General features: G+C 72.9%; 17 protein-coding genes. 7 read left to right on the top strand and 10 right to left on the bottom strand.

All coding sequences use genetic code 11. From position 1 onward, the window contains the following. Positions 1–28: 28 nt before the first annotated feature. On the bottom strand, positions 29–847 hold the full coding sequence (locus AB0L33_RS09935) for a hypothetical protein (protein ID WP_365679485.1): 819 nt from the start codon (positions 845–847) through the stop codon (positions 29–31). Positions 848–1,563: 716 nt separating this feature from the next. Between AB0L33_RS09935 and AB0L33_RS09930 the strand changes: the two genes are divergently transcribed. The 5 genes from AB0L33_RS09930 to AB0L33_RS09910 all read left to right on the top strand — a co-directional run bounded on the left by AB0L33_RS09930 (position 1,564) and on the right by AB0L33_RS09910 (position 12,590). Continuing rightward, positions 1,564–3,282 (top strand): carbohydrate-binding module family 20 domain-containing protein, encoded by a 1,719-nt coding sequence (locus tag AB0L33_RS09930; RefSeq protein WP_365679483.1) that lies wholly within the window; start codon positions 1,564–1,566, stop codon positions 3,280–3,282. 124 nt (positions 3,283–3,406) lie between these two features. Next, positions 3,407–8,731, top strand: coding sequence for a pullulanase-type alpha-1,6-glucosidase (pulA, locus tag AB0L33_RS09925; protein WP_365679481.1), 5,325 nt, complete (start codon positions 3,407–3,409; stop codon positions 8,729–8,731). Positions 8,732–8,826: 95 nt separating this feature from the next. Then, positions 8,827–10,863, top strand: coding sequence for a regulator (locus AB0L33_RS09920; protein ID WP_365679479.1), 2,037 nt, complete (start codon positions 8,827–8,829; stop codon positions 10,861–10,863). Positions 10,864–10,943: 80 nt separating this feature from the next. Beyond that, complete coding sequence (locus AB0L33_RS09915; protein WP_365679477.1) at positions 10,944–11,294, top strand: 5-carboxymethyl-2-hydroxymuconate Delta-isomerase; 351 nt, start codon at positions 10,944–10,946, stop codon at positions 11,292–11,294. 72 nt (positions 11,295–11,366) lie between these two features. Then, positions 11,367–12,590, top strand: a complete 1,224-nt coding sequence (locus tag AB0L33_RS09910; protein WP_365679474.1) for a hypothetical protein — start codon at positions 11,367–11,369, stop codon at positions 12,588–12,590. A gap of 37 nt (positions 12,591–12,627) precedes the next feature. Here the strand turns inward: AB0L33_RS09910 and AB0L33_RS09905 are convergent, their stop codons facing one another. The 5 genes from AB0L33_RS09905 to AB0L33_RS09885 all read right to left on the bottom strand — a co-directional run bounded on the left by AB0L33_RS09905 (position 12,628) and on the right by AB0L33_RS09885 (position 18,020). Next, positions 12,628–13,350 carry a TetR/AcrR family transcriptional regulator gene (locus AB0L33_RS09905; RefSeq protein WP_365679472.1) on the bottom strand — a complete coding sequence of 241 codons (723 nt, stop codon included), beginning with the start codon at positions 13,348–13,350 and terminating at the stop codon, positions 12,628–12,630. A gap of 36 nt (positions 13,351–13,386) precedes the next feature. Further along, positions 13,387–14,478: a PDR/VanB family oxidoreductase gene (locus AB0L33_RS09900; RefSeq protein WP_365679470.1), complete on the bottom strand. Its 1,092-nt coding sequence runs from the start codon at positions 14,476–14,478 to the stop codon at positions 13,387–13,389. Positions 14,479–14,480: 2 nt separating this feature from the next. After that, positions 14,481–15,386: a metal-dependent hydrolase gene (locus AB0L33_RS09895; RefSeq protein ID WP_365679468.1), complete on the bottom strand. Its 906-nt coding sequence runs from the start codon at positions 15,384–15,386 to the stop codon at positions 14,481–14,483. A 79-nt stretch (positions 15,387–15,465) separates the two neighbouring features. Continuing rightward, positions 15,466–17,397 (bottom strand): hypothetical protein, encoded by a 1,932-nt coding sequence (locus AB0L33_RS09890; RefSeq protein ID WP_365679466.1) that lies wholly within the window; start codon positions 17,395–17,397, stop codon positions 15,466–15,468. A gap of 77 nt (positions 17,398–17,474) precedes the next feature. Further along, a complete protein-coding gene (locus AB0L33_RS09885; RefSeq protein WP_365679464.1) occupies positions 17,475–18,020 on the bottom strand; it encodes a carboxymuconolactone decarboxylase family protein in 546 nt (181 codons plus the stop codon). 72 nt (positions 18,021–18,092) lie between these two features. Here AB0L33_RS09885 and AB0L33_RS09880 point away from each other — a divergent pair, with 72 nt between their 5' ends. Then, positions 18,093–18,608, top strand: coding sequence for a MarR family transcriptional regulator (locus tag AB0L33_RS09880; protein ID WP_365679462.1), 516 nt, complete (start codon positions 18,093–18,095; stop codon positions 18,606–18,608). Positions 18,609–18,628: 20 nt separating this feature from the next. Here AB0L33_RS09880 and AB0L33_RS09875 read toward each other — a convergent pair whose 3' ends face one another. Both AB0L33_RS09875 and AB0L33_RS09870 read right to left on the bottom strand, forming a co-directional pair. Further along, positions 18,629–19,276, bottom strand: coding sequence for a response regulator transcription factor (locus AB0L33_RS09875; protein ID WP_026171579.1), 648 nt, complete (start codon positions 19,274–19,276; stop codon positions 18,629–18,631). Continuing rightward, positions 19,261–20,529 carry a sensor domain-containing protein gene (locus AB0L33_RS09870; protein ID WP_365679460.1) on the bottom strand — a complete coding sequence of 423 codons (1,269 nt, stop codon included), beginning with the start codon at positions 20,527–20,529 and terminating at the stop codon, positions 19,261–19,263. Before AB0L33_RS09870 ends, AB0L33_RS09875 begins: the two co-directional genes overlap by 16 nt. Positions 20,530–20,768: 239 nt before the next feature. Here AB0L33_RS09870 and AB0L33_RS09865 point away from each other — a divergent pair, with 239 nt between their 5' ends. Continuing rightward, the gene (locus AB0L33_RS09865) at positions 20,769–22,904 is read left to right on the top strand and encodes an MMPL family transporter (RefSeq protein WP_365679458.1); all 2,136 of its coding nucleotides are present in this window, start codon (positions 20,769–20,771) and stop codon (positions 22,902–22,904) included. 75 nt (positions 22,905–22,979) lie between these two features. On the opposite strand, the gene AB0L33_RS09860 is transcribed toward AB0L33_RS09865, so the two are convergent. Both AB0L33_RS09860 and AB0L33_RS09855 read right to left on the bottom strand, forming a co-directional pair. Beyond that, positions 22,980–23,585: a winged helix-turn-helix domain-containing protein gene (locus AB0L33_RS09860; RefSeq protein ID WP_365679456.1), complete on the bottom strand. Its 606-nt coding sequence runs from the start codon at positions 23,583–23,585 to the stop codon at positions 22,980–22,982. Between the two features lie 310 nt (positions 23,586–23,895). Then, complete coding sequence (locus AB0L33_RS09855) at positions 23,896–24,810, bottom strand: hypothetical protein (protein WP_365679454.1); 915 nt, start codon at positions 24,808–24,810, stop codon at positions 23,896–23,898. Positions 24,811–24,951: the final 141 nt, after the last annotated feature.

Raw genomic sequence — 24,951 nt, 5'->3', positions numbered from 1 at the left:
AGGCCGTGGCGGCGCGGGTACGCATGGGTCAGTCCGCGCCGTCGCCGTCCTTGTAGAGGCGTACCGTGCCGAGGATCCGGCGGATCGTGGCGTCGGAGACCTCGTCCGGGACGCCGTGGGCACCGACGTAGGTCCACGAGACGAACCTGCCCTCCGCGTTCTTGAAGGCGAACGTCACCGCCTTGCCGTCGCTGTCGCACTTGCCCTTCTTCGGCGTCCCGGACGAGGTGACCGTGACGAGGCTGCCTTCGATACCCGACTCCGTACGGAACGACTCGGGCTCACCGACCGTCAGGCGGGAGCGGTCGGGCTGGGTGTAGAGGCCGTAGACCCAGGTCTCGGCGGTGTCCTCGGCGGCCTCGGCAGCGCTCTTGGCGCCCTGCTCCCCGGTGGTGCCGACCGAGGCGAGCGAGGACTCCTCGGGGGTGCCGTCCTTGTCGTCGTCGGACGTGCACCACTTCTCCTCGAGGACCGCCGGGGCCATCATCGCGACCAGCGGCTTCTCCTTCGGGTCGTCGTTCTCCGTGACGTAGCTCACCCAGTCCGCGGACTGGCGCTTCCAGGAGGCGGGCACGTCGAAGGTGATGCCGCGCTTGGCGTTGACCACGGTGTTCCAGCCGGGCACGAGCGGGGCGGAGCCGCCGCCTCCGGTGCCCCGGTCCGTGCTGCCGTCGCTCGCGGACGCGCTCGGGGTGGGCGTCGGCTGCGGGCCGGCCTCGGCGTCCCCGTTGTCCCGGAGGGCCAGGTAGCCCACGGCGGCGCAGGCCACGACGACGGCGGCGGACGCGGCCACCACGGCGACCGTGGTCCGGTTGCGGCGGGGACGGGGCGGTTCGGGGGTGCCCATGCCCATCGTGGGCGCGGCGTGCCAGTCGGGTGTGCCGCGATCGGGCTGCGCCCGGGGTGAACCGGGTTGCGCGCCCGGCGTGTTGGGGTGATCGGGGTGCGACTGCTCTCCTGGTCACATGGGGCGAGCCTAGTCACGGGCCGGGAAGGGCCCGTGGCCCGGGGCGGCCGTGCAGGAAGGGCGCCGGAAGTCGGCCCGGTCGGGCCGGCGGGGAGAGTGACCTCCGGCGCCCCTCTTGTTCTGCGACCGGCCCGGCCGCCCGGGCGCGTGGGGCCCGGGGTAACGGGACCCCCGGCCGGCCGGACCGGAGTCGGGAGAAACGTAACAGGGTTGCAATGTTTTGCGTAAGACCTTGCAGGAAGAAATCTGCGGTATTTCGTGGATGTGAGCGGGCGGTGTCCAAAGGGTTGACCGGGACCTGTCGGGCTCGTACGGTCTCGCTGCGGCAAGGTTTGCATTCTTGCAGCAAGAACCTTCAGAGCCTTTGAGGGCAGGGCGCGTTGCCGTACGAGGCTGAGGGTGCCGGGTTGTCTCGGATCGGACAGCGGACGCGGTCTGGTGCGTGCGATTCCAAGGCGGAGGAGGGAGTCAACGCGGAGCGTTGGCGAGCGACGACAACGCCGGAAGCGTGCGTGCCAGGCCGTGGCCGCCCGGTCCGAGACAACCCGGCACCCTCCGAACCGTCACCCGCATTTCCCCCACAGCAGGAGGAAAACATGGCCAGCAGACCCCTGTCTGCCGCGCTCGCCCTCGTCGCGGGAGCCGCCGCCCTCGTGGTCCCCGCCACGACGGCCCAGGCGTCCGCCCCGGGCACCAAGGACGTCACCGCCGTGCTCTTCGAGTGGAAGTTCGACTCCGTCGCCAAGGCGTGTACGGACACCCTCGGCCCGGCCGGATACGGCTTCGTCCAGGTCTCGCCGCCCCAGGAACACATCCAGGGCGGCCAGTGGTGGACCTCGTACCAGCCGGTCAGCTACAAGATCGCCGGGCGGCTCGGCGACCGCACGTCCTTCGCCCGCATGGTCAGCGCCTGCCACAGCGCGGGCGTCAAGGTCGTCGCGGACTCGGTCATCAACCACATGACCAGCGGTTCGGGCACCGGCACGGGCGGCACCTCGTACACGAAGTACAACTACCCCGGGCTGTACTCCTCGTACGACATGGACGACTGCACCTCCGAGATCAACAACTACGGCAACCGCGCCAATGTCCAGAACTGCGAGCTGGTCGGGCTCGCCGATCTGGACACCGGCGAGGACTACGTGCGCGGCAGGATCGCCGGCTATCTCAACGACCTGCTCTCGCTGGGCGTCGACGGATTCCGCATCGACGCCGCCAAGCACATGCCCGCCGGGGACCTCGCCAACATCAAGTCCCGGCTGACCGACCCGAACGTCTACTGGAAGCAGGAGGCGATCTACGGCGCCGGCGAGGCCGTCTCGCCCGACGAGTACGCCGGGAACGGCGACGTCCAGGAGTTCCGCTACGCCCGCGGCCTGAAGCAGGTCTTCAAGAACGAGAACCTCGCCAACCTGAAGAACTTCGGCGAGGGCTGGGGCTTCATGTCCTCCTCGAAGGCCGCGGTGTTCGTCGACAACCACGACACCGAGCGCAACGGCGAGACGCTGAACTACAAGGACGGCGCCGACTACACGCTCGCCAGCGTGTTCATGCTGGCCTGGCCCTACGGCTCGCCCGACGTCCACTCCGGCTACGAGTGGTCCGACAAGGACGCGGGCCCGCCCAACGGCGGCACGGTGAACGCCTGCTACAGCGACGGCTGGAAGTGCCAGCACGCCTGGCGCGAGATCTCCTCCATGGTCGGCCTCCGCAACACCGCGCGCGGTGAGGCCGTCACCAACTGGTGGGACAACGGCGGCGACCAGATCGCCTTCGGACGCGGCTCCAAGGCGTACGTGGCGATCAACCACGAGGGCTCCTCGCTGACGCGCACGTTCCAGACCTCGCTGCCCGCCGGCGACTACTGCGACGTCCAGTCCGGCAAGGGCGTCACGGTCAACGGCTCCGGCCAGTTCACCGCGACCCTCGGCGCCAACACCGCGCTCGCCCTGCACACCGGCGCCCGCACCTGCGGCGGAGGTTCCACCGACCCGACCGACCCCGGCACGGAGACCGGCAGCTCCGGCGCCTCCTTCGGCGTCAACGCCACCACCCAGCTCGGCCAGAACATCTACGTCACCGGCAACCAGTCCGCGCTCGGCAACTGGAACACCGGCAGCGCGCTGAAGCTGGACCCTGCGACGTACCCGGTCTGGAAGCTCGACGTGAACCTGCCCGCGGGCACCACGTTCGAGTACAAGTACATCCGCAAGGACGCGAGCGGCAACGTGACCTGGGAGAGCGGTGCCAACCGCACGGCCACGGTGCCGTCCTCCGGCAGGGTCACGCTGACCACGGACGTCTGGCGCGGCTGACCGGCCCCAGCGGCTGACCCGCCGGCCCCAGCGGCCGGCCTCCACCCCCCACCCGCCGGGCGGGCCGTCCCCCAGCGGCCCGTCCGGCCCCGCACACCCTCGTACCCCCGCTAGGAGAGCCCGAGTGAAACGTCCGTACCCGCGCGTGCCCGCACGCAGAACGGCGACCGCCGTCGTCGCGGCCGCCCTGTGCGCGGCCCTGGTGCCCGCGCTGCCTGCCGCCGCGGCCCGGCCGCCCGCCGCACCCTCGGACGCCAAGCTGGCCGCCCAGGCCACCCGGCACGACCTGACCCGCGAGCAGTTCTACTTCGTGATGCCCGACCGGTTCGCCAACGGGGACACCGGCAACGACCGGGGCGGGCTGACCGGTTCGCGTCTGGAGACCGGCTTCGACCCCACCGACAAGGGGTTCTACCAGGGCGGCGACCTCAAGGGGCTGACCGACCGGCTCGACTACATCAAGGGGCTCGGCACCACCGCCATCTGGCTGGCGCCCATCTTCAAGAACCGGCCCGTCCAGGGCACCGGCAAGGACGCCTCGGCCGGCTACCACGGCTACTGGATCACCGACTTCACCCAGGTCGACCCGCACTTCGGCACCAACGCCGACCTGACGAAGCTGATCGACAAGGCCCACCGCAAGGGCATGAAGGTCTTCTTCGACGTCATCACCAACCACACCGCGGACACCGTCGACTACGCCGAGAAGACCTACGGCTACAAGCCCAAGGGCGCCTACCCCTACCTCGACCGCGACGGGCGCCCCTTCGACGACGCCGCCGGCATGGCGAAGGTGGACGCCGACTCCTTCCCGTACAAGCCGGTCAGCGGCGGCGGCAAGACGCCGGCCTGGCTCAACGACCCCACGATGTACCACAACCGCGGGGACTCGACCTACGCCGGCGAGTCCACCACCTACGGCGACTTCTCCGGGCTCGACGACCTGTGGACCGAGCGGCCCGAGGTCGTCTCCGGCATGGAGAAGATCTACGAGAAGTGGGTCCGCGACTTCGACATCGACGGGTTCCGGATCGACACCGTGAAACACGTCGACCTGGACTTCTGGACCCAGTGGGCCACCGCGCTCGACGCCTACGCGGCCAAGCAGGGGCGCAAGGACTTCTTCATGTTCGGCGAGGTCTACTCGTCCGACACCGCGATCACCTCCCCGTACGTCACCCGGGGCCGCCTGGACGCCACGCTCGACTTCCCCTTCCAGGAGGCGGCCCGGCAGTACGCCTCGCAGGGCGCCCCGGCCTCGAAGCTCGCCGCCGTCTTCGGCGACGACTACCGGTACACCACCGACAAGGCCAACGCCTATGAGCAGGTGACCTTCCTCGGCAACCACGACATGGGCCGCATCGGGACCTTCCTCAAGCAGGACAACCCGAAGGCCGGCGACGCGGAGCTGGTCAAGCGCGCGGAGCTCGCCAACGAGCTGATGTTCCTCAGCCGGGGCAACCCGGTCGTCTACTACGGCGACGAGCAGGGCTTCACCGGCGCGGGCGGCGACAAGGACGCCCGCCAGACGATGTTCGCCTCGAAGACCGCCGACTACCTGGACGACGACGAGCTGGGCACCGACCGCACGCACGCCTCCGACGCGTACGACGAGACCCACCCGCTCTACCGCGCCATCGCCGCCCTCTCGAAGCTGACCCGGGACAACCCGGCGCTCCGCGACGGCGTCCAGACCGAGCGGTACGCGGAGGGCTCCGTGTACGCCTTCTCGCGCACGGACGCCGAGCGCGGCACCGAGTACGTCGTCGCCACCAACAACGGCACCTCCGCGAAGACGGTCGAGCTGCCCACCGGGTCCGCCGGGATGGACTTCCGTACGCTGTACGGCGGTTCCGGTACGGTCCGCAGCGGCGCCGACCGGAAGGTCACCGTCACCGTTCCGGCCCTGTCGAGCCTGGTGCTCCGCGCCGCCGGACCGCTCGCCGCCCCGGCGACCAGGCCCTCCGTCACCCTGAAGGCCCCCGCCGCGGGCGCCACCGGCACCGTCGAGCTGACCGCCGACGTGGACGGCGGTTCGCTCAACCGGGTCGTCTTCGCCGCCCAGACCGGCAACGGCAAGTGGACCACCCTCGGCACCGCCGACCACGCCCCGTACAAGGTCACCCAGACGCTGAGCGACAAGACCGCCGCCGGAACACCGCTGCGCTACAAGGCCGTCGTGGTGGACCGCACCGGCCGCACTGCGAGCGCCACCGCCTCCTCCACCGCCGGACAGGCGCCCGCCCCCGCCAGGCCCGTCGCCGTCGAGCGGGACTACGCGGTCGTCCACTACAAGCGCGCCGACGGCGACTACGACGGCTGGCAGGCCAGGTCCGGCGAGGCCACCGCCGCGTTCGCCGGGCGCGACGCGTACGGCGCGTTCGCCTGGATCGAGGTGCCCGAGGGCGCCGCCACCGTCCCGTACACCGTCGAGAAGGCCGGGACCGCCGACGGGCCCGAGCGCACCGTCGACCTCGCGAAGACCGGTGAGGTGTGGATCGAGCAGGGCGAGGACGGCCAGGCGGAGACCGCGCCGGACGGGGCCCGCCCGGAGCAGGACACCACCAAGGCCGTCCTGCACTACTACCGGGCCGACGGCGACTACGACGGCTGGGGCCTGCACACCTGGACCGGCGCCAAGGAGCCCACGGACTGGGCGAAGCCGCTCCAGCCCGTGAAGAAGGACGCCTCCGGGCTCACCTTCGAGGTCCCGCTCACCGACGGGGCGACCTCGCTCAGCTACATCCTGCACCGGGGCGACGAGAAGGACCTGCCCAGCGACCAGTCCCTCGACCTCGCCACGTACGGCCACGAGGTGTGGATGCTCGGCGGCCGGGGCGGCTACCTGCTCCCGCAGGCCGGAGGCGTGCCGACGCCCGACCTCACCAAGGCCGAGGCGCAGTGGATCGACGCCGGGACGGTCGTCTGGAAGGTGAAGGCCACCGAGGCCACCAGCCAGCAGCTCGTGTACGCCGAGAAGGGGGGCATCACCGTCGAGGACGGCGCCCTCAGCGACGAGGGGCAGTGGCTCCGCCTCACCCCGGCCGCACTGACCGACGCCCAGAAGGCGAAGTACCCGCACCTCAAGGACTACCCCGCCTTCACCGTCGACGCCCGGGACCGCGACCGCGTCCGCGACGCCCTGCGCGGCCAGCTCATCGCCACCCAGCGCGCCGCCAACGGAGCCCTGCTCGCCGCCACCGGGGTGCAGAGCGCCGGAGTCCTGGACGACCTCTACGGCGCGAAGGCGAGCGGGGCCGCGCTCGGCCCGGTCTTCCGCCACGGCACCCCCACCCTCTCGGTGTGGGCGCCCACCGCCCGTACCGTCGCCCTCGAACTCGACGGGAAGACCGTGCCCATGCGGCGCGACGACCGCACCGGCGTCTGGTCCGTCACCGGGAAGAAGAGCTGGACCGGCAAGCCCTACCGGTACGTCGTGAACGTCTGGGCACCCACCGTCCAGAAGCTCGTCACCAACAAGGTCACCGACCCCTACTCCACCGCCCTGACCGCCGACTCCGCCCGCAGCCTCGTCGTGGACCTGGCGGACCGCAAGCTCGCCCCCAAGGGCTGGGACACCCTCCGCAAGCCCGCCGCCGTGCCGCTGCGCGACGCGCAGATCCAGGAGCTCCAGATCCGCGACTTCTCCATCGCGGACCCCACCTCCGGGCACCCCGGCGAATACCTGGCCTTCACCGACACCCGCTCCGACGGGATGAAGCACCTCAAGCAGCTCGCGGACTCCGGCACCGGCTACGTCCACCTGCTGCCCGCCTTCGACATCGGGACCATCCCCGAGAAGAAGAAGGACCAGCAGAAGCCCGCCTGCGACCTGTCCGTCTACGCCCCCGACTCCGCCGAACAGCAGGCGTGCGTCGCGAAGGCCGCCGCGAAGGACGGCTTCAACTGGGGCTACGACCCGCTGCACTACACCGTGCCCGAGGGCAGCTACGCCTCCGACCCGGACGGCACGAAGCGCACCGTCGAATTCCGGCAGATGGTCCAGGGCATCAACGGCGCCGGACTGCGGACGGTCATGGACGTCGTCTACAACCACACCGTCGCCTCCGGCCAGGACGACAAGTCGGTCCTCGACCGGATCGTGCCCGGCTACTATCAGCGGCTCCTGGAGGACGGCACCGTCGCCACCTCCACCTGCTGCGCCAACACCGCCCCCGAGAACACCATGATGGGCAAGCTCGTCGTGGACTCGGTCGTCACCTGGGCCAAGGAGTACAAGGTCGACGGCTTCCGCTTCGACCTGATGGGTCACCACCCCAAGGCCAACATCCTGGCCGTCCGCAAGGCCCTCGACGCGCTGACCGTCGCCAAGGACGGCGTGGACGGCAAGAAGATCATCCTGTACGGGGAGGGCTGGAACTTCGGTGAGATCGCCGATGACGTCCGCTTCGTCCAGGCCACCCAGAAGAACATGGCCGGCACCGGCATCGCCACCTTCTCCGACCGGGCCCGCGACGCCGTGCGCGGCGGCTCCCCGTTCGACGAGGACCCCGGCGTCCAGGGCTTCGCCACCGGCCTCTACACCGACCCCAACAACTCCACCGCCAACGGCACACGGGCCGAGCAGAAGGCCCGCCTGCTGCACTACCAGGACCTGATCAAGGTCGGCCTCAGCGGCAACCTCGCCGACTACACCTTCACCGACACCTCCGGGAACACGGTCAAGGGCTCCGGCGTCGACTACAACGGCGCCCCGGCCGGTTACGCCGCCGCCCCCGGTGACGCCCTCGCCTACGCCGACGCCCACGACAACGAGACCCTGTACGACGCGCTCGCGTTCAAGCTCCCGGCCGGCACCCCGGCCGCCGACCGGGCCCGCATGCAGGTCCTGGCCATGGCGACGGCGACCCTCTCGCAGGGCCCCGCGCTCTCCCAGGCCGGCACGGACCTGCTGCGCTCCAAGTCGCTGGACCGCAACTCCTTCGACAGCGGCGACTGGTTCAACGCCCTGCACTGGGACTGCCGGGCCGGCAACGGCTTCGGGCGCGGACTGCCGCCGGCCGCGGACAACGAGGCCAAGTGGCCCTACGCGAAGCCCCTGCTGACCAATGCCACGGTCACCCCGGGCTGCGCGCAGATCAACGGCGCCTCGGCCGCGTACCAGGACCTGCTCACCATCCGCACCACGGAGAAGGACTTCGACCTGTCCAGCGCCGCGCAGGTGCAGTCCCGGCTCACCTTCCCGCTGTCCGGCAAGGACGAGACGCCCGGCGTGATCACCATGCGCCTCGGCAAGCTCGTCGTCGTCTTCAACGCGGCCCCCGCCACCACGACCCAGAAGGTCGCCGCGCTGGCCGGTGAGGACTACGTCCTGCACCCCGTCCAGGCGAAGGGCGCGGATTCTACCGTCAAGAAGTCCTCGTACGAGCGGAGTTCGGGAAGCTTCACCGTTCCGGGACGCACGGTGGCGGTGTTCACCCTGCGCTGACCGTTACGGGACTACCGTGTGGGCAGCCGCCCGGGGGTGTCGCTCCAGACACCCCCGGGCACGCCTTTCACTCCACCTGTGCAGCGACGGTGACGATGGCCAGCAACCTCCCCGAGGAGACCACCAGCTTTGTCGGACGGACGGCCGAGCTCACCGGGCTCGAACACGCCCTCGCCACCGGCCGGCTGACCACCCTCACCGGCACCGGAGGCGTCGGCAAGACCCGGCTCGCCCTCCGCGCCGCCCGTCGCGCCGCCCCCGGCCACCGCGACGGCGTCCGGTGGGCCGACCTCGCCCCCCTGCACGACGACGAACTCCTCCTCGCCACCGTCTCCGACGCGGTCGGCCTCAGCGACCACACCGTGCGCCCGCCCATCGACGTACTGTGCGAATGGCTCGCCGACAAACAGCTCCTGCTCGTCCTGGACTCCTGCGAGCACCTGCTCCCCGCCTGCGCCCACCTCCTCGGCGAGATCCTCACCACCTCGCCCGGGCTCACCGTCCTCGCCACCAGCCGCCAGCCCCTGGACCTGCGGGGCGAACAGCTCGTGGAGGTCGACCCGCTGCCCGTCGACGGCGCCGCCGACGCGCTCACGCTCTTCCGGGAACGCGCCACGGCCGCCGCCCCCGCCACCCCCTTCCGGGAACCGGGCACCGCCGAGGCCGCCGCCGACATCTGCCGCCGCCTCGACGGCATCCCGCTCGCCATCGAGCTCGCCGCCGCGGCGGTCGGCCGGCAGAGCGTCCAGGAGATCGCCCAGCGCCTCGGCTCCCGGCTCGACGTCTTCGCCGACGCCACGCTCCGCCCGGTCCGCCACCGCACCCTGCGCACCGCCATCGGCTGGTCCCACGAGCTGTGCACCCCGCTCGAACGGCTCCTGTGGGCCCGGCTCACCGTGCTCCGCGGCGACTTCGAGGAGGACACCGCCGTCACCGTCTGCACCGGCGGACCCCTCACCGAGGACGGCGTCCGCACCGCCCTGCGCGGCCTGGCCGCCAAGTCCGTCGTCACCCGCGAGGGCACCCGACACCGCATGCTCGACACCCTGCGCGAGTACGGCCGGATGTGGCTCGCGGAGCTCGGCGAGGAACGGGAGGCCGCCGACCGGCACGCCGCCTGCTTCCTGAGCCTCGCCCGCAACGCCCACGCCGGGTGGACCGGCGACGACCAGATCCTCTGGTACCACCGCATCGCCGACGCGCACGCCGACCTGTGCGCCGCGCTCGACCACCTCCTCGCCCACGACCCCGCCGCCGCCCAGGAGATGGCCGGCCGGATCGGCTTCTTCTGGTGCTGCTGCGGCCACCTCCCGCAGACCCGGGGCTACGCCCAGCGCGCCCTGGACACCGGACCGGCCGAAGGCCCCCACCGCACCCGGGTGCTGTGGGTGCTCGGGATCTGCGTACTGCTCCAGGGCGACTACCCGGCCGCCGAGCGCATCGGCCGCGAGTGCGTCCGCGAGGCCGCCGCCGACGGCACCGACGAGGGCATCCTCGCCGCCGCCTATCTGCGCGGACTCACCCACCTGATGACCGGCGAGCCCGAGAAGGGCCTCCGCGAGGCGCGACGGGTGCTGCGGATCACCGCGACCGGGACCCGGCTCGAAGCCGCCTACCGGCTGCGCTGCCACCTCATCACCGTCTTCGCCCTCACCGGCCTCGGCCGGCTGGAGGAGGCCGCGTCGGCCGCCGTGGTGCTGCGGGCGGCCTGCGAGGCGCAGGACGAGTGCTGGACCCGGTCCTACGTGGACTACCAACTCGCCCTGATCGCCCTGCTCCAGGGCCGCGCCGAACCGGCCGCCGCGCACGCCCGGGCCATGCTCGCGGGCAAGCACCGGCTCCGCGACCGCTTCGGCATCGCGCTCGGCCTCGACATCCTGGCCGCCGCGATCGCCGCCCAGGGGGAGGGGGCACGGGCCGCCCGCGTCTACGGCACCGGACAGGTCTACTGGCGGATGGTCGGCCACCCCCAGCGCGGCACCCCCGAGCTGGGTCCGGTCCGCGAGACCTGCGAACGGCGCGCCCGGGAGGCGGTCGGCGACGCGGCGTACCGGCGCGCCTTCGAGCAGGGTCGGGCGGACAGCGCGGAGGCGGGCCTCGCCCTGGCACTCCACGGCGAACTGCTCACATAGTGAATCCTGGTTGTGCGCCTTCGCCGGTACGGGAAGGCTGGGCGGCGTCCCTCCACGCCCCGACCGCCCCGGAGACCGCCATGCCGCAGATCACCGTCGACTACTCCGCCGAGCTCGGCGACGCCTTCGACCGCCCCGCGTTCGCCCTCGCCCTGCACCCGGTCGTCGCCGAGACCGTCGACACCAAAATCGCCGCGTGCAAGACCCGCTTCCGGCGGGCCGAGGAGACCGTGGTCGCGGACGCACCGGACGGCGACGCGCTCGTGCACGTGGACATCTCGCTGCTGCCCGGCCGCACCCCGGAGACCAAGGCCCGGCTGACCGAGGCCGTCCTGGCGCTCCTGCGCGCCCACCTCGGCGCGGTCACCGGACCCACGCTGCACCTCTCGGTGGAGGCCCGGGACCTCGACCCCTCCTACCGCAAGGTCTGACCGCCCGGGTGCAACCCGGCGGGCGGTCCACGGCACTTACCGGGTGAGATCGTCTCCGGAAGGAACCACCCTGTGCTGAAGTACAGCCGCCGCTCACTGCTCCACGCCGCCGTGGCCACGGCCGCCCTGACCGTCGCCCTGTCCGCTCCCGTGCCCGCCGCCGCGCTGGACGGGGCCGGGCGCACCTGGGCGGGCGAGGCGGCACCGTACAGCGACGCCACACTCCTCGACGTCGCGAACGTGGGGCGGGGGAGGACCTGGGCGGCCGGGTTCACCATCCACAACGAGGGCCAGGTGACGCGCTTCCGGCCCGTCGTGGCCGAACGCGCCGAGCCCGGCGCGGCGTGGAAGCCCGTGCCCTCGGCGACCGCGGCCGCCGGTGAGGTCAGCAGCCGGGTCAACGCCATGGACGCGGACGGCGGCCGTGACGTGTGGCTCGTCGGCGACGACTCCGCGGTGCTGGACGGGAAGGTGTACACCCAGCACTTCGACGGCAAGCGCTGGCAGGTCGTGCCGGCGGAGCTGCCGGAGAAGTCGGACGCCGGTTCGCTGCTGGACGTGGACGCCCGCCCGGGAGGCGCCTGGGCCGCCGGGCTCGCGCAGATCGAGGTCTCCCGCACCTGGAACGAGGCGAAGGGGACCTGGAACATCCAGTACCGGACCGCCGGGATCGTCCGCCACTTCGACGGAGCGGCCTGGCGTGACGTGCCGCTTCCCGCACTGCCCAGCGAGTACTGGTACCTGAACGGCATACAGGCGGTCGCCGACGACGACGTCTGGGCGGCCGGTTACGAGGGTGACACCGGCCGCCCCCTGCTGCTGCACTACGACGGTGCCTCCTGGCAGCGGGTGGACGCCCCCGGCGTCACGGACATCCCCGGCCAGGCCCAGAAGTTCGCGGTGACCGAGGACGGCGCGGTGTGGCTGGTGGGCGAGGACTGGTCGCCCGAGGACGGATCGACGCGCGCCCTGGTCGCCCGCCACGACGCCACCGGCTGGCACAAGCTCGCCGTGCCGGACGTGCCCGCACGGCTCTTCGGCGTCACCGCACGCTCCGGAGGCGGCATCGCCGTCGTCGGCCAGACCCTCGGTGAGCGGCGGGACGCACTGGCGTGGGCGTGGCAGTCCGGGAGCCCGGGCCGCTGGAAGGACCTCGGGCTTCCGCAGCCCGCGGCGACGGGCCCGGTGGAGAACGTGGCGAGCGCGGTGACCGGCGGCCGGGCCGGGCTGACGGTGGTCGGCACCTCGACCGCCGAGGGCGCCGAGCCGCAGCCGTTCGTGTCCGTACGACGCTGAACACCCCCGGGGGCGGCGCGTGACACCGCGCCGTCCCCTACGGCAGCCGCTGCGCCGGAACCGCCGGAACGGCCGGTGCCAGCGCGGAGAGCCGGGCCAGCAGGTCCCCGAACGGCCCGTCCGCCGGCTCCTGCGCCAGCACCCGCAGCACGATTCCCGCCATCTCCTCGTCGTACGCCGCGCTCACGGCGGCCAGTGCGGCGAAGTCGTGCACGAGCTGCAGCTCCAGCTCGGCCCGGGGCACCCGCCGCCCGTCCAGCCAGAGGAGCGCCGTCGACTCGGCGAGCGACACCCAGGACCGTACGACCAACTCCAGCCGGGCCGGGGGCTCCCCGACGTCCAGATGGGCCAGGATCTGTTCGCAGGCGGCCTGGCGCACCCCGTCGATCATGGCGTTCGCCGTGGACGAGCCCACCGCCGGACCGCCCCGCATCAGCGCGGCGAACCCGGGCCCGTGCTCCTCCACGAAGTCGAAGAACCGGCCCATCACCCGCAGCAGCCGTGCGCCGAGCGGTCCTTCGCGCGGCTCCAGGAACCTCGCCGCCAGCTCGTCGGCGGCCAGGCGCAAGGCCGCCTCGTACAGGCTCTGCTTGCCCGGGAAGTAGTGGTAGACCAGGGGCCGCGAGATCCCGGCCGCCGACGCGATCTCGTCGATCGACACCTCGTCCGGCGCCCGGTGGCTGAACAACTCCAGCGCGACGCCGATCAGCTGCTGCCTGCGCTCCTCGACGCCCATCCTGCGCCGCACCCCGGTCGTCATGCCGTCCAGCGTACCGACCGGTGGGTCCGGGCCGGATCAGAGGTCCAGCACCAGCCGGCCGCCGCCCCGGCACCGGGAGACGCAGATCAGCATGGAGTCTGCGCGCTCCGCGTCCGTCAGCAGCTCGTCGTGGTGCTCCACCTCGCCCGCCAGGACGCGCTGTTGGCACGTCCCGCAGAAGCCCTGCTCGCAGGAGTACGCGACGTGCGGGAGTTCGGCGCGCACGGCGGCCAGCACCGACTGGTCCGCGGCGACCGGCACCGTGAGCCCCGAGCGGCGCAGCTCCACCTCGAACGGGGCCGCCCCGGCCGTTCCGGGGCCCGCCGCCGTGAAGCGTTCCAGGTGCAGTGTGCAGCCGGGCGGCAGGGCGGCGGCGACCGCGTCCATCAGGGGCTGCGGTCCGCAGCAGTGGACCGCCGTGCCGTCGGCCGCGTCCGCGAGGGCGGCGGCGAGGTCCGGGTGCCCCGCCTCGTCCTGCGGGACGACCGTGACCCGGCCGCCGTCCGCGCCCAGCTTCTCGACCTCCGCCAGGAACGGCATCGTTGCCCGGCTCCGGCCCCCGTACAGCAGTCGCCAGTCGGCGCCCTCGGCGGCCAGCCGGCGGACCATCGGCAGGATGGGGGTGATGCCGATGCCGCCGGCGATCAGTAGGTGCGCGGGGGCGGCGGCGAGCGGGAAGCGGTTGCGCGGGCCGCGCACCTCGACCTCGGCGCCCTCGTGGAGCGCGGTGTGCACCTCGCGGGAGCCGCCCCTCCCGTCCTCCACCAGCCGGGCGGCCACTGTGTACGAGCCGGTGTCGGCGGGGTCCCCGCACAGCGAGTACTGCCGGACCAGGCCGGAGGGCAGCACCAGGTCCAGATGGGCGCCGGGTTCCCAGGCGGGCAGGTCCGGCCCCTCCAGGCGGAGCTGGACGACGCCCTCGGCGGGACTGGTCCGCCCGGTGACGAGCAGCCGCCGCCCGGTGGTCGAACGGCGCGTGTTCCGGCCGGACACGGGCTCCTCCAGCGCCGGCATCGGCCACAGCGGCGACTTCCGTATGCGCCGCCGCATCGCCCGCCGGGCGAGCAGCACGGCTCCGGCCGCCACGGCGACCGTACGCAGGCGGGGCAGGGGCAGGGAACGCGGCATGGTCAGCGGGCTTCCGTCGTACGGGCCTCGGCCGCGACGGCGGCGGGCGAGCGGGTGAGGTAGTCGACGGCCTGGGCCGTGCTGCCCTCCTGCGAGGGGTGGTACGTACGGCTCAGATAGCGCGGGATCGACCGCAGCATGGCCGGGGTGCTGGGCAGGGTGCCGCGCCGGCCGCTGCGGTAGAACTGCCCGAAGGACGCCTTGCCGTCCAGCAGGCTCGGGTCGTTCTCCATGAAGAACCGGGCGCCGCGCTGCCAGAGGAAGAGCAGCGCGGTGAACGCCGTCGCCCAGGTCCGCACCCGCCGCCGGTAGCCGCCGTCGACGTGCATGAAGACGTCGAAGGCGACCGAGCGGTGCTCGACCTCCTCGGCGCCGTGCCAGCGCAGCAGGTCCAGCATGGTCGGGTCGGCCCCGCGCCGGTCCAGCTCGTCGGCGTTGAGTATCCAGTCGCCGAGGAACGCCGTGTAGTGCTCGATCGCCGCGATCGTCGCCACCCGCTCCTTCAGCCACCAGGTGCGTGCCCGGCCCGGCGGCAGCGTCCGGTCGCCGAGCAGCTTCTCGAAGAGCCAGTCGACCTGCGCGGTGTACGGCGTCGGGTCGAGCCCCAGCTCCTTGAGGTGCGGCAGCACGTCGTCATGGGCCTGGGAGTGCACCGCCTCCTGGCCGATGAAGCCGATGACGTCCTGACGCAGTTCCTCGTCGTGGATGTACGGGAGCACCTGGCGGTAGACGTGGATGAACCAGCGCTCCCCGGCGGGCAGCAGGAGGTGGAGCACGTTGATGGTGTGCGTGGTGAACGGGTCGCCCGGCACCCAGTGCAAGGGCGTCCGGTCCCAGGCGAAGCCGACCCGGCGGGCCTTGAGGGGGGTCCGCTCCGACGCGACCGCCGCAGGCTGCTTGTTGGACATGTTGTCAAAATACTGAGCGGTAGGCGCGGGGAACAGGGGCGTGCGCCGAATTCCCGGGCCCCCGCGCCGGACCGGCCGTTCAGTGCAGCGCGTCGACCCGGCTGCCGTCCTTCAGCAGTCCGTGGAGCCGCGGCCGGATGCCCTCGGCCGCGGGCACGGCGAGCAGCCACCCCCGGACGGTGCCCGTCACCCCGCCCGACGTGGACAGCGAAGCGAACTGCCCGCTGCCCGCCGCCAGGACGTACCACCGCCCGCCCGGCGACTGCCACAGCACGCCCGCCAGCACCCTGGGCGTCCGCGCCCCGCACTCCGGCGCGTCCTCGCCCCGCGCCGCGACCGCGCCGGACGCCGCCGGACGGGCCGACGGGGCCTGGAACTGCGCGATGACCCTGCTCCCCGCCCCGCGCCAGGTCTCGGCCCGGGTGCACACCCAGCGCGCCGTGCCCCCGCCCTCGGGCAGCGGCTGCCGGGCGTACGCCCAGGAGTTGACCGACCGGACCCCGTGCGACCGGACCGTCCGCAGCAGACACGCGGTGCGCGCCCAGCTCTCCCGCTCGGCCCGCCCCGTGACGTCGTGCGGGCTGCCCGGGGCGCCCGAGGTGAGCCTGGCCGGGGCGAGTTCGCCCAGGTCCGTGACCAGCCGCACGGACGGGCCCCCGGTCAGCTCGACGGCCTTCCAGGACCGGCAGCCGGAGCCCGCCGCCGGGTCGGCCAGCGGGCCGGTCACCCCGTCCGGGGAGAGGTCCAGCGGGCGGGCCGCCCGGTCCGGCGCGAGCAGGTCCCGCACCCCGGCCCCCCGCACCCAGGGCGCCGTCAGATACCGCACCCCGTCCGCGGTCCTGGCCACCACCAGCGCGCCCGACGACGCCTCGTCCGCCCCGTCCACCCGTGCGAAGTCGAGGGCGGCGCCCAGCGCGGGGTCGGCGTTGCGCGGTTCGGCGTACCGCACGACGCGCAGCCCGTCGTGGAACAGCACCACCGCGGAGTTCCCCACCTCACCCGCGTACAGCAGTTGCGGAGCGCCCATCGGCGGGCCGGTCGGGGTGTCCGGTGTCGCCGATGTCCGGACGCCGCCGCCGGGCCGGGCCCACACCCCCAGGGCGCGCCGCAGCAGCCGGGTGTCCTGGGTGCGGTCGCCGCGCGTGGGCCAGGCGGTGAAGTCCGCGCGCGCGGAGCGGCGCCAGTACGTCGCGGGCACCCGGCGCAACGCCCCCGGGTCCAGGGCCGCTTCGGACGCCGGATTGCGCGCGTACACCGGGGCGGTCAGCCCGCCCTGCCCCCAGCCGCCGCCGGGCAGCCCGAACAGCGCCCCGCACACCAGGAGCGCGGCACCGGCCGCGAGGGCGGTGCGGGCGCGTCTGCGGCGGCCCGGCAGATCGGGCGGCCGGGCCTGGAGCGAGCAGGGGTCGAACTCCGGGGAGCCCAGGAGCGCGTGGCTCGCCCGCACCCCGTCCGCCTCGGTCAGGGCCGCGTGCGGATCGGTCACCCCGGCGGCGGCCAGCTCCCGCCGGACCTCCCCGTCCGCGAGCCCCTCCAGGCCGCGCAGGACGAACGCGGCCCGGGCGGGGGCGGTGAGCGCCGCCAGCTCCCGCTCCAGGGCGAGTTCACCGGCGCCGCCCGGATGCGGGAGCAGGCGCAGGCCCCACACCGACGGCAGGACGGGCGGCAGCGCGGCGCGGCGAGGCCGCCACCGGAGGCGCCGGGAGCGCCCCGCCGCCAGCACCCTGCGCAGCAGCTGGCGCCGCACGTAGGTGTACGCGGGGTCGGCGTCGCCGGTGCGGCCGGGGCGGCGGGGGAGGGGGACGCTCGCCGCCCCGGCGCGGTGGGCGGCCTGGAGGGAGCGCTGGGCGAGGGCGTGGGCGGCGAGCACCCGCCGGGCGCGGCTCCGCGAGGGCGGGAGCAGGAGATAGCCGATCCGCGCCAGTCGCGGGTAGTGCTCGACCAGGGCGGCCTCGGCCTGTTCCGCGTCGACCGGGACGACGGCCTGCGGTAGCTCTGTCGGTGGGCGCACATTCAGCTGAACGAGCGAATGGTGCGATGGTCACTCCGGGGCCCTGCGCCGGGGCCCTGCGCCGGGTTCCGCGGGCGTCAGGAGAAGCGAGCTAGTGGGCCGTCGACCGGCGCTCCGGTCATCCGGTTGGCGAAGGTGGACAGGGTGTAGGTGGCGATGCCGAGGGTCACCTCCAGCGCGTTGCGCGCGGTGTAGCCGTGGGCGGTGAACGCCTCGATCGCCGCGTCGTCCACGGCCCCGTTCACGGCGAGGACGGCCAGGGTGAACCGCCGCATGGCTTCCAGTCGTTCGTCCGGGAGCGGGGTGCCCTCGCGCAGGGCGGTGACGAGGGCGGGCTCGGCGTCCAGGGCGGTGAGTATCCCGGTGTGCATCGCCACGCAGACGTGGCAGCCGTTCCGGGTGGCCATGGTCATGCTCAGGACCTCGCGCGAGAGCTTGTCCAGGGTGGTGGACTCGAAGAGGGCGTTCATCTTCAGGAAGCCGCTCAGCACCTCGGGCGAGGCGGCCATCCGCCCGGCGGCGGCGGGCAGGAAACCCTGCTTCCGTGCGATGGCCGACAGCCCGGGGCGGGCGGCGGCGGGGGCGGATTCCAGGGTGTGGTCGGGGAAGGCGGTCGCGGGCATGGCGGGGCCCCTCGGGTAAACTCGACAACGTGATTGACGAAAAAAACGTAAACCAGGTTGTCGAGTTGCGCAATGGCTGAGCGTGCGGGCGGCCACGGAGAGGTGCGCCCCGAAGCGCGCCCCGAGGAAGGCGGCAGGGGATTCGAGCTGCCCCTGCTGCTGTTCGCCGGCTTCCGCACGGTCATCGACGCGCTCCACCGCGAGCTGGCCGAGCAGGGACACCCCGACATGCGGCCCGCGTACGGCTACGTCCTCCAGGCCGTCGGCGTCCAGGGGGCGACCGCCAGCGAGATCGGCCGTCGCCTCGGCGTCTCCAAGCAGGCCGCGGGCAAGACCGTCGACCGGCTGGAAGGGCTCGGCTACCTGGAGCGCGCCGACGACCCGGCCGACGGGCGCCGCAAGCTGGTCCTGCTGACCGCGCGGGGCATCGACGTGCTCCGGCGGTCCGCCGAGGGCTTCGACCGGCTGCGCGCCGAGTGGGTCCGGACCCTCGGTGCCGAACGGGTCCGCGCCCTGGAGGACGACCTGCGCACGATGGCCCCGGACGGCGCCTTCCGGCTCGACGTGGCGGCCTGGTTCAACGGCTGAGCGCAGCCGCCGTCCGGCAGCTAACCCCGGTCCAGATACGCCAGTACGGCCAGAACGCGGCGGTTGTCGTCGTCGGACGGCGGCAGGCCCAGCTTCCCGAAGATGTTCGAGGTGTGCTTGGCCACCGCCCGCTCCGTGATCACCATCTGCGAGGCGATCGCCGCGTTCGACCGGCCCTGGGCCATCAGCTCCATGACCTCCCGCTCGCGCGGCGTCAGCCCGCCCATCGGCTTGTCCTGCGAACGCCGCGTCAGCAGCTGCGAGATGACCTGCGGGTCCATCGCCGTACCGCCCGCCGCGACCCGGCGCACCGCGTCGATGAACTGGTCCGCGTCGAACACCCGGTCCTTGAGCAGATATCCGATCCCGCCGTTGCCGTCCGCCAGCAGCTCGCGCGCGTACAACTGCTCGACGTGCTGGGAGAGCACGAGGACGGGCAGCCCCGGCCGCGCCCGCCGGGCCGCCAGCGCGCACTGCAGGCCCTCGTCCGTGTGGGACGGCGGGAGCCGGACGTCGACCACCGCGACGTCCGGCTCCAACTCGGCGAGGGCCTTGGTGAGTTCGGGCCCGGTCTCGACGGCGGCCGCGATCTCGAAGTCGTACGCCTCCAGCATCCGCACCAGGCCGTCGCGCAGCAGGAAGAGATCTTCGGCTAGGACAACTCGCAAGGGATCTCCATGGTCACCATGGTGGGACCGCCCGCGGGGCTGCTGACGGCCATGACGCCGTCGAATGTACCGAGCCGCCGTTCGATTCCGCTCAGCCCCGAGCCCGCGCCCACCGAGGCACCGCCCCTCCCGTCGTCCGTGACCGAGAACCTGAGCGCCCCGTCACCGTGGCGCAGGTCCACCCATATCCGCCCGGCCCCCGAGTGCTTCGCCGCGTTCGTCAGCGCCTCGCTGATCGCGAAGTACGCCGCCGACTCGACCGGCGCCTCCGCCCGACCGCCCAGCTCGACGTCCACGTCGCACGGGATCGGCAGCCGCAGCGCCAGCGCCTTCACGGCGTCCCCGAGACCACGCTCCGCGAGCACCGGCGGGTGGATGCCCCGGACCAGGTCGCGCAGCTCGGTCAGCGCCTCGGCCGAGGACTCCCGGGCCATCGCCAGGAGCTTCTTCGCCTGCGCCGGGTCCTTCTCGATCAGGGCCTCGACGGTGCCGAGGTTCATCCCCATCGCGACCAGCCGCGCCTGCGCCCCGTCGTGCAGATCGCGCTCGATGCGCCGCAGCTCGGAGGCGGCCGTGTCCACCGCCTCGTGCCGGGTCTCGGTCAACCGGTCGATGCGCAGCGCGAGTTCCTGCTCCTGGGTGGGGGCGAGCACCGAGCGGGCGAGCACGAAGTGCGCCCGCAGCAGCCGCTCGCTCACCAGCACCCCGAAGGCGAACAGCACCACGCCGAGCGCCGCGGCCAGCAGCCCCGTCGCCTGGCTGTCGACCGGGACGAACGCGTACCAGTACCGGTCGTCCGTGAACACCCGCCACAGGCCCGCCGCCAGCACGAACCCCTCTACCGGGTAGACCATCAGCGCCGCCGCCAGGATCGCCACGGTGTAGCCGGCCGTCATGTCGACCGCCATCCACCGCATGTCCCGCCAGGTCGCCGGGTCCTTCAGCATCAGCGTCGTCCGCTCCACCTGCCCGGTGAACCCACTGCGCACGTCCTTCGGGAACGGCCGGTACGGGACCGGGATGCGCACGTCCGACCAGGTGATCGCGAGCAGCCTGCGCTGGTTGGCGTGCTTGCGAACCGCCTCCAGGATGTACGGCGTGGTCACCAGGCCGATGCCCAGCGGGATCATCGAGATGGAGAGCAGCGCCAGTACGAACAGCGTGCACGACCCCGCGAGGGCGGCGAACGACACCACCAGCCCGCGCCACGCGGCCAGCAGTGCCGCCCCGATCCGTCCCCGCATCGCGTTCATCCCGGTCCCTCGTTCCCTCGCCGGGCCCTGTGCCGGCCCCGTGTCGCACACAGTCTGACCCGGCGCGCCCCGCGCACGTCAGCCGGTTTCCCACCCGGCGGGGGTGTACCCAGCACCACCCCCGCCCCCTCGCCCTGTGTGCCGTGCCACCGGGGGTTTCACCGGCTGGGGCGCCCGGCCCGGCGTTCCTAGATTCGAGGGGCATCGTCGGACTTCCACCAACAGGGGGCGAACCCGCCATGAGGCGTAACCTCGCGGCACGTATCGGTGTGTGGAGCGCACACCACCGCAAGACGGCCATTCTCGGCTGGCTGCTCTTCGTCGTACTCGCCGCGGGCATCGGCGGTGCCTCGGGCATGGTCGAGATGACCGACGCCGAGAACGGCGCGGGCGACTCGGCCCGCGCCGAGCAGATCCTCTCCGACGCGGGGCTCGGCCACCGGGCCGGCGAACTCGTCATGGTGTCGTCCGCCGAGCCGGACGGCTGGCGCACCGCCGTCCGCGAGCTGACCGCCGCCGTCCGGGACACCGGCGAGGTCACCGGCCTCGCCGACCCGGTCGCGTCCAAGGACCGCAAGGACGCGCTGATCACCTTCGAGATGAAGGGCGACCCGGACACCGCCCCCGACCGGGTGCAGCCCGTGCTGGACGCCGTCGCCGGTGTCGAGAAGGGGCACCCGGACGTCACCGTGAGCCAGTTCGGGGACGCCAGCGCCGGCAAGTGGCTCGGCGACCTGCTCGCGGACGACTTCAAGAAGGCCGAGTTCACCGCCGTACCGCTGGCCCTCGGCATCCTGCTGGTCGCCTTCGGCGCCGTCGTCGCCGCCCTGCTGCCCGTCGGGCTCGCGCTCACCGCGTGCATGGCCGCCTTCGGCCTGCTCTCGCTCGCCAGCCACCAGCTGCACCTGTTCCAGACCACGTACTCGGTGATGTTCCTGATGGGCTTCGCCGTCGGCGTCGACTACTGCCTGTTCTACCTGCGCCGCGAACGCGACGAGCGGGCCGCCGGACGCGACGCCGACACCGCCCTGCGCATCGCCGCCGCCACCAGCGGCCGGGCCGTCCTCGTCTCCGGGATCACCGTCATGGTCGCCATGGCCGGCATGTTCCTGTCCGGACTGATGCTCTTCAAGGGCTTCGCCCTCGCCACCATCACCGTCGTGTGCATCGCCATGCTCGGCTCCGTCACCGTGCTCCCCGCCCTGCTGTCCTGGCTCGGCGACCGCGTCGACGCGGGCCGGGTGCCGCTGCTCAACCGGCGCGGCAAGCGGAGGAAGGGCGAGAGCGGCCGCATCGCCGGGCGGGTGCTGCGCCCCGTCCTCGACCGCCCGAAGCTCTTCGCCGCCGCGTCCGTCGCCGTCCTGCTGGTGCTCGCCGCGCCCGCGATCGGCATGAAGACCGAATCCCTGGGCCTGGAGAAGCAGTTCGGCTCCGATTCCACACTGTCCGTCGCCTACCGCCACATCAGTGAGACCTTCCCCGGCGGCCCCGCCCCGGCCCAGGTCGTCGTGGAGGCCGACGACATCACCGCCCCGGCCGTCCGCGAGGCCCTCGCCGGCTTCGACGATGTCGCCGTGCACCGGGCGCAGAACATCGCCGAGTTCGAGGTCCCGCTGCCCGGCGGCGAGAAGGACCTCGCCGCCCTGCGCGACGACCGCCTGCCCGCCGCCTTCGACTCCAGCGGCGCCCACGCCTACGTCACCGGCGAGGTGGCCGGGTCCGTCGACTTCAACGACCAGCTGAAGCGCGGCATCGCCCCCGTCTTCCTCTTCATCACCGCGGTGACGTTCCTGCTGATGCTGTTCTGCTTCCGGTCGTACGTGATCGCCGTGACGTCCATCGTCCTCAACCTGCTCTCCGTGGCCGCCGCCTACGGGGTGATGACCGCGGTCTTCCAGGACGGCTGGGGCGCCGGACTGATCGGCTCGGAGGGCGTCGGCGCGGTCGAGTCCTGGATGCCGCTGTTCGTCCTCGTCGTCCTGTTCGGGCTCTCGATGGACTACCACGTCTTCGTGGTCTCCCGGATTCGCGAGGCGCACGGCCGGGGGATCGGCAACCGGGCCGCGATCGACGAGGGCATCCGCCGCACGGCCGGAGCGGTGACCGGCGCCGCCGTGATCATGGTGGCGGTGTTCTCGGTCTTCGCGACCCTGTCCATGCAGGACATGCAGCAGATGGGCGTCGGCCTCGCGGTCGCGGTCCTGCTGGACGCCACGCTCGTACGGATGGTGCTGCTGCCCTCCGTGATGGCGCTGCTCGGCGAGCGCAACTGGCGCACCCCGCGCGGCCTCGGCCGGCTGCCCGGCCTGGACCACAGCGAGCCCGCGCCGGCCCCGGTGCCCGCGCCGGCACCGGTCGGACCGGGACCGCGCTGAGGCGAGGCGTACGACGGCGGGCCCCGGTACCGGTGAGCACTCACCAGTACCGGGGCCCGCCCCTTTCGCCGTGTGTCAGGGCGTGTACTTGTACCCCACCCGGCGCACGGTCTGGATCGAGCGGCGGTGCTCGGCGCCCAGCTTGCGGCGCAGCCGGGCGACGTGGACGTCGACGGTGCGGCCGTCGCCCACGTGCCCGTAACCCCAGACGGTGGTCACCAGCTGGTCGCGGGTGTGGACGCGGTGGGGGTGGGCCACCAGATGGGCCAGGAGCTCGAATTCCAGGTAGGTGAGGTCCAGCGGTCGCCCGTTCACGGACGCGGAGCGCTGCACGGAGTCGATGGTCACCGGACCCGCCGCCGCCTCCGGGGCGGGCTCCGGCACCGCGTACTGCGCCGCCGCGGCGGCGAAGGCGGGCTGCTGGTCGGCGGGCACGAGCACCAGGTAGCCGACCATCGGCGGGCGGCCCGGCAGGCTGGGCAGGGTGTGCTGGGGTGCGGGCAGCCAGGTGGCACCCGGCGTCAGGAGCGCCGAGACGTCGGCCTGCTGGGCGACCTCGTCGGGGGCGACGGCGCGCAGCCGGTGCCGGTTGGGGGAGTGGGAACGGACGGGAGCGGTCGCAGCGGCCACCGCCGGAGCCGCGGTGGTGGCGGCGGCGGAGAAGGTACGGGTGTTCGCCATGAGGGGTCAGCTCTTTCGCGCGAGGGAGTCGTCGATGGACGGACTTGCTGCGTGCGCGCGGACCGAAGGCCGGGTGAGGGCTCTACTGGGCCGGCGCGTTCAGCGCGCGGCAACACACCCGGTCGAAGTCGTGGTGCTGACGGGAGGGCCAGAACGGCTCGAGGTCGCTGCGACCTGTCGAGGTGTGCGGGAAGCTGGCCATGCCCCCATTGAAGCAGAGAACACGGCCCGGGAGCAGACCTCTCTCACCCGTCGATACGGACCCTTTGCGTTACGTTCCTCACTCCGGCCCGATCCAGAGGAGAAAGCTCTAACCCACCAGCCGCTTGCGCCAGTCCAGGCCCGTCAGCTCGATCGCCTTGTCCGGCGAACCGTCCCACTCCGCCGTCAGCCCGGCCTCGCCCAGCGCGGCCACCACCTCGCGGCCCACCGCGGCGGTCGTCTCCGGGGAGTCGTCGAACCCGCCGTAATACAGCGCGAGGCTGTGCCCCGCCGCCGCGCTCTCCGTGCCCTGGCCGTGGAAGAAGACGAAGCCCCGGGCGTCCTCGCGTCCGGCCGCCCCGATCTCGCTCATCCCGCAGGAACGGCAGCAGGTGAAGTTCTCCCGGGCCGTGATGCCGCCCCGGTCGAGCCGGGCGAACGCCCGCTCCAGCCGGTCGGGGTCCGTCATGTCGTCCGCCCAGCCCCGCTGCTCCTCGACCCGCTCCAGCCAGAGCCGCTCCACCAACTCCCGTGCCTGGTCCCGGGAGACCGGCCGCACCCCGTCCTTCACGAGGTAGTCCTCGGCCGCCTCGGTGAGCGTCAGCACGGTCCCGTAACCGCCGCGCAGCAGCTCCCGGACCCGGGGCTCCAACTGCTGCCGGATCTCCTCGGCGAGCTCCGGCACGGGCTCCGGCTCCGGGATTCCGGCGCTCTCCCAGTCGGTGCCCGCGTCCCAGCCGGGCTCCTCGCGCGCCCAGCGCGTCATCAGCGCGAGGACCCGCTCGGGGTCGCCGATGACGGTGCGGACCTGGCTCGTCGCCGTACCCGTACGGTGCTCCAACTCGTAGTCCCCGCCCGCCTCGTGCCACACCTGGATGAAGGTGCCGGGGATGTCGGGTATCCGTTGCACCACCAGGAAGTTGTCCCCGGGTGCGCCGATGCGGTGCACGAGGTCCCCGAGCCGCTGGGCGGAAACGCGGGTGTGGGTCTGCTGGTTCTCGGTCTCGACCTTGATGCTGAGCATGGGATCAGCCTGGCACACGGCACTGACAACGAAGGGCGCCCACCGCACGTGCGGTGGGCGCCCCACCCCTGACCGGGGGCGGGTGATTCCTGGCCGGCCTTATCCCGGGCCGTGGCGCAGGTGTCCACGATCAGCCGCGTT

Source organism: Streptomyces sp. NPDC052299, from assembly GCF_040679335.1.
Classification (GTDB): Bacteria; Actinomycetota; Actinomycetes; order Streptomycetales; family Streptomycetaceae; genus Streptomyces.
This window is presented reverse-complemented; position numbering and strand designations above follow the sequence as displayed.

What these genes read in the sequence shown, in the direction of transcription:
- AB0L33_RS09935 (WP_365679485.1), bottom strand. Translation starts at nt 847, where the DNA reads ATGGGCACCCCCGAACCGCCCCGTCCCCGCCGCAACCGGACCACGGTC.
- AB0L33_RS09930 (WP_365679483.1), top strand. Translation starts at nt 1,564, where the DNA reads ATGGCCAGCAGACCCCTGTCTGCCGCGCTCGCCCTCGTCGCGGGAGCC.
- AB0L33_RS09920 (WP_365679479.1), top strand. Translation starts at nt 8,827, where the DNA reads ATGGCCAGCAACCTCCCCGAGGAGACCACCAGCTTTGTCGGACGGACG.
- AB0L33_RS09915 (WP_365679477.1), top strand. Translation starts at nt 10,944, where the DNA reads ATGCCGCAGATCACCGTCGACTACTCCGCCGAGCTCGGCGACGCCTTC.
- AB0L33_RS09905 (WP_365679472.1), bottom strand. Translation starts at nt 13,350, where the DNA reads ATGACGACCGGGGTGCGGCGCAGGATGGGCGTCGAGGAGCGCAGGCAG.
- AB0L33_RS09900 (WP_365679470.1), bottom strand. Translation starts at nt 14,478, where the DNA reads ATGCCGCGTTCCCTGCCCCTGCCCCGCCTGCGTACGGTCGCCGTGGCG.
- AB0L33_RS09895 (WP_365679468.1), bottom strand. Translation starts at nt 15,386, where the DNA reads ATGTCCAACAAGCAGCCTGCGGCGGTCGCGTCGGAGCGGACCCCCCTC.
- AB0L33_RS09885 (WP_365679464.1), bottom strand. Translation starts at nt 18,020, where the DNA reads ATGCCCGCGACCGCCTTCCCCGACCACACCCTGGAATCCGCCCCCGCC.
- AB0L33_RS09880 (WP_365679462.1), top strand. Translation starts at nt 18,093, where the DNA reads ATGGCTGAGCGTGCGGGCGGCCACGGAGAGGTGCGCCCCGAAGCGCGC.
- AB0L33_RS09870 (WP_365679460.1), bottom strand. Translation starts at nt 20,529, where the DNA reads ATGAACGCGATGCGGGGACGGATCGGGGCGGCACTGCTGGCCGCGTGG.
- AB0L33_RS09865 (WP_365679458.1), top strand. Translation starts at nt 20,769, where the DNA reads ATGAGGCGTAACCTCGCGGCACGTATCGGTGTGTGGAGCGCACACCAC.
- AB0L33_RS09860 (WP_365679456.1), bottom strand. Translation starts at nt 23,585, where the DNA reads ATGGCGAACACCCGTACCTTCTCCGCCGCCGCCACCACCGCGGCTCCG.
- AB0L33_RS09855 (WP_365679454.1), bottom strand. Translation starts at nt 24,810, where the DNA reads ATGCTCAGCATCAAGGTCGAGACCGAGAACCAGCAGACCCACACCCGC.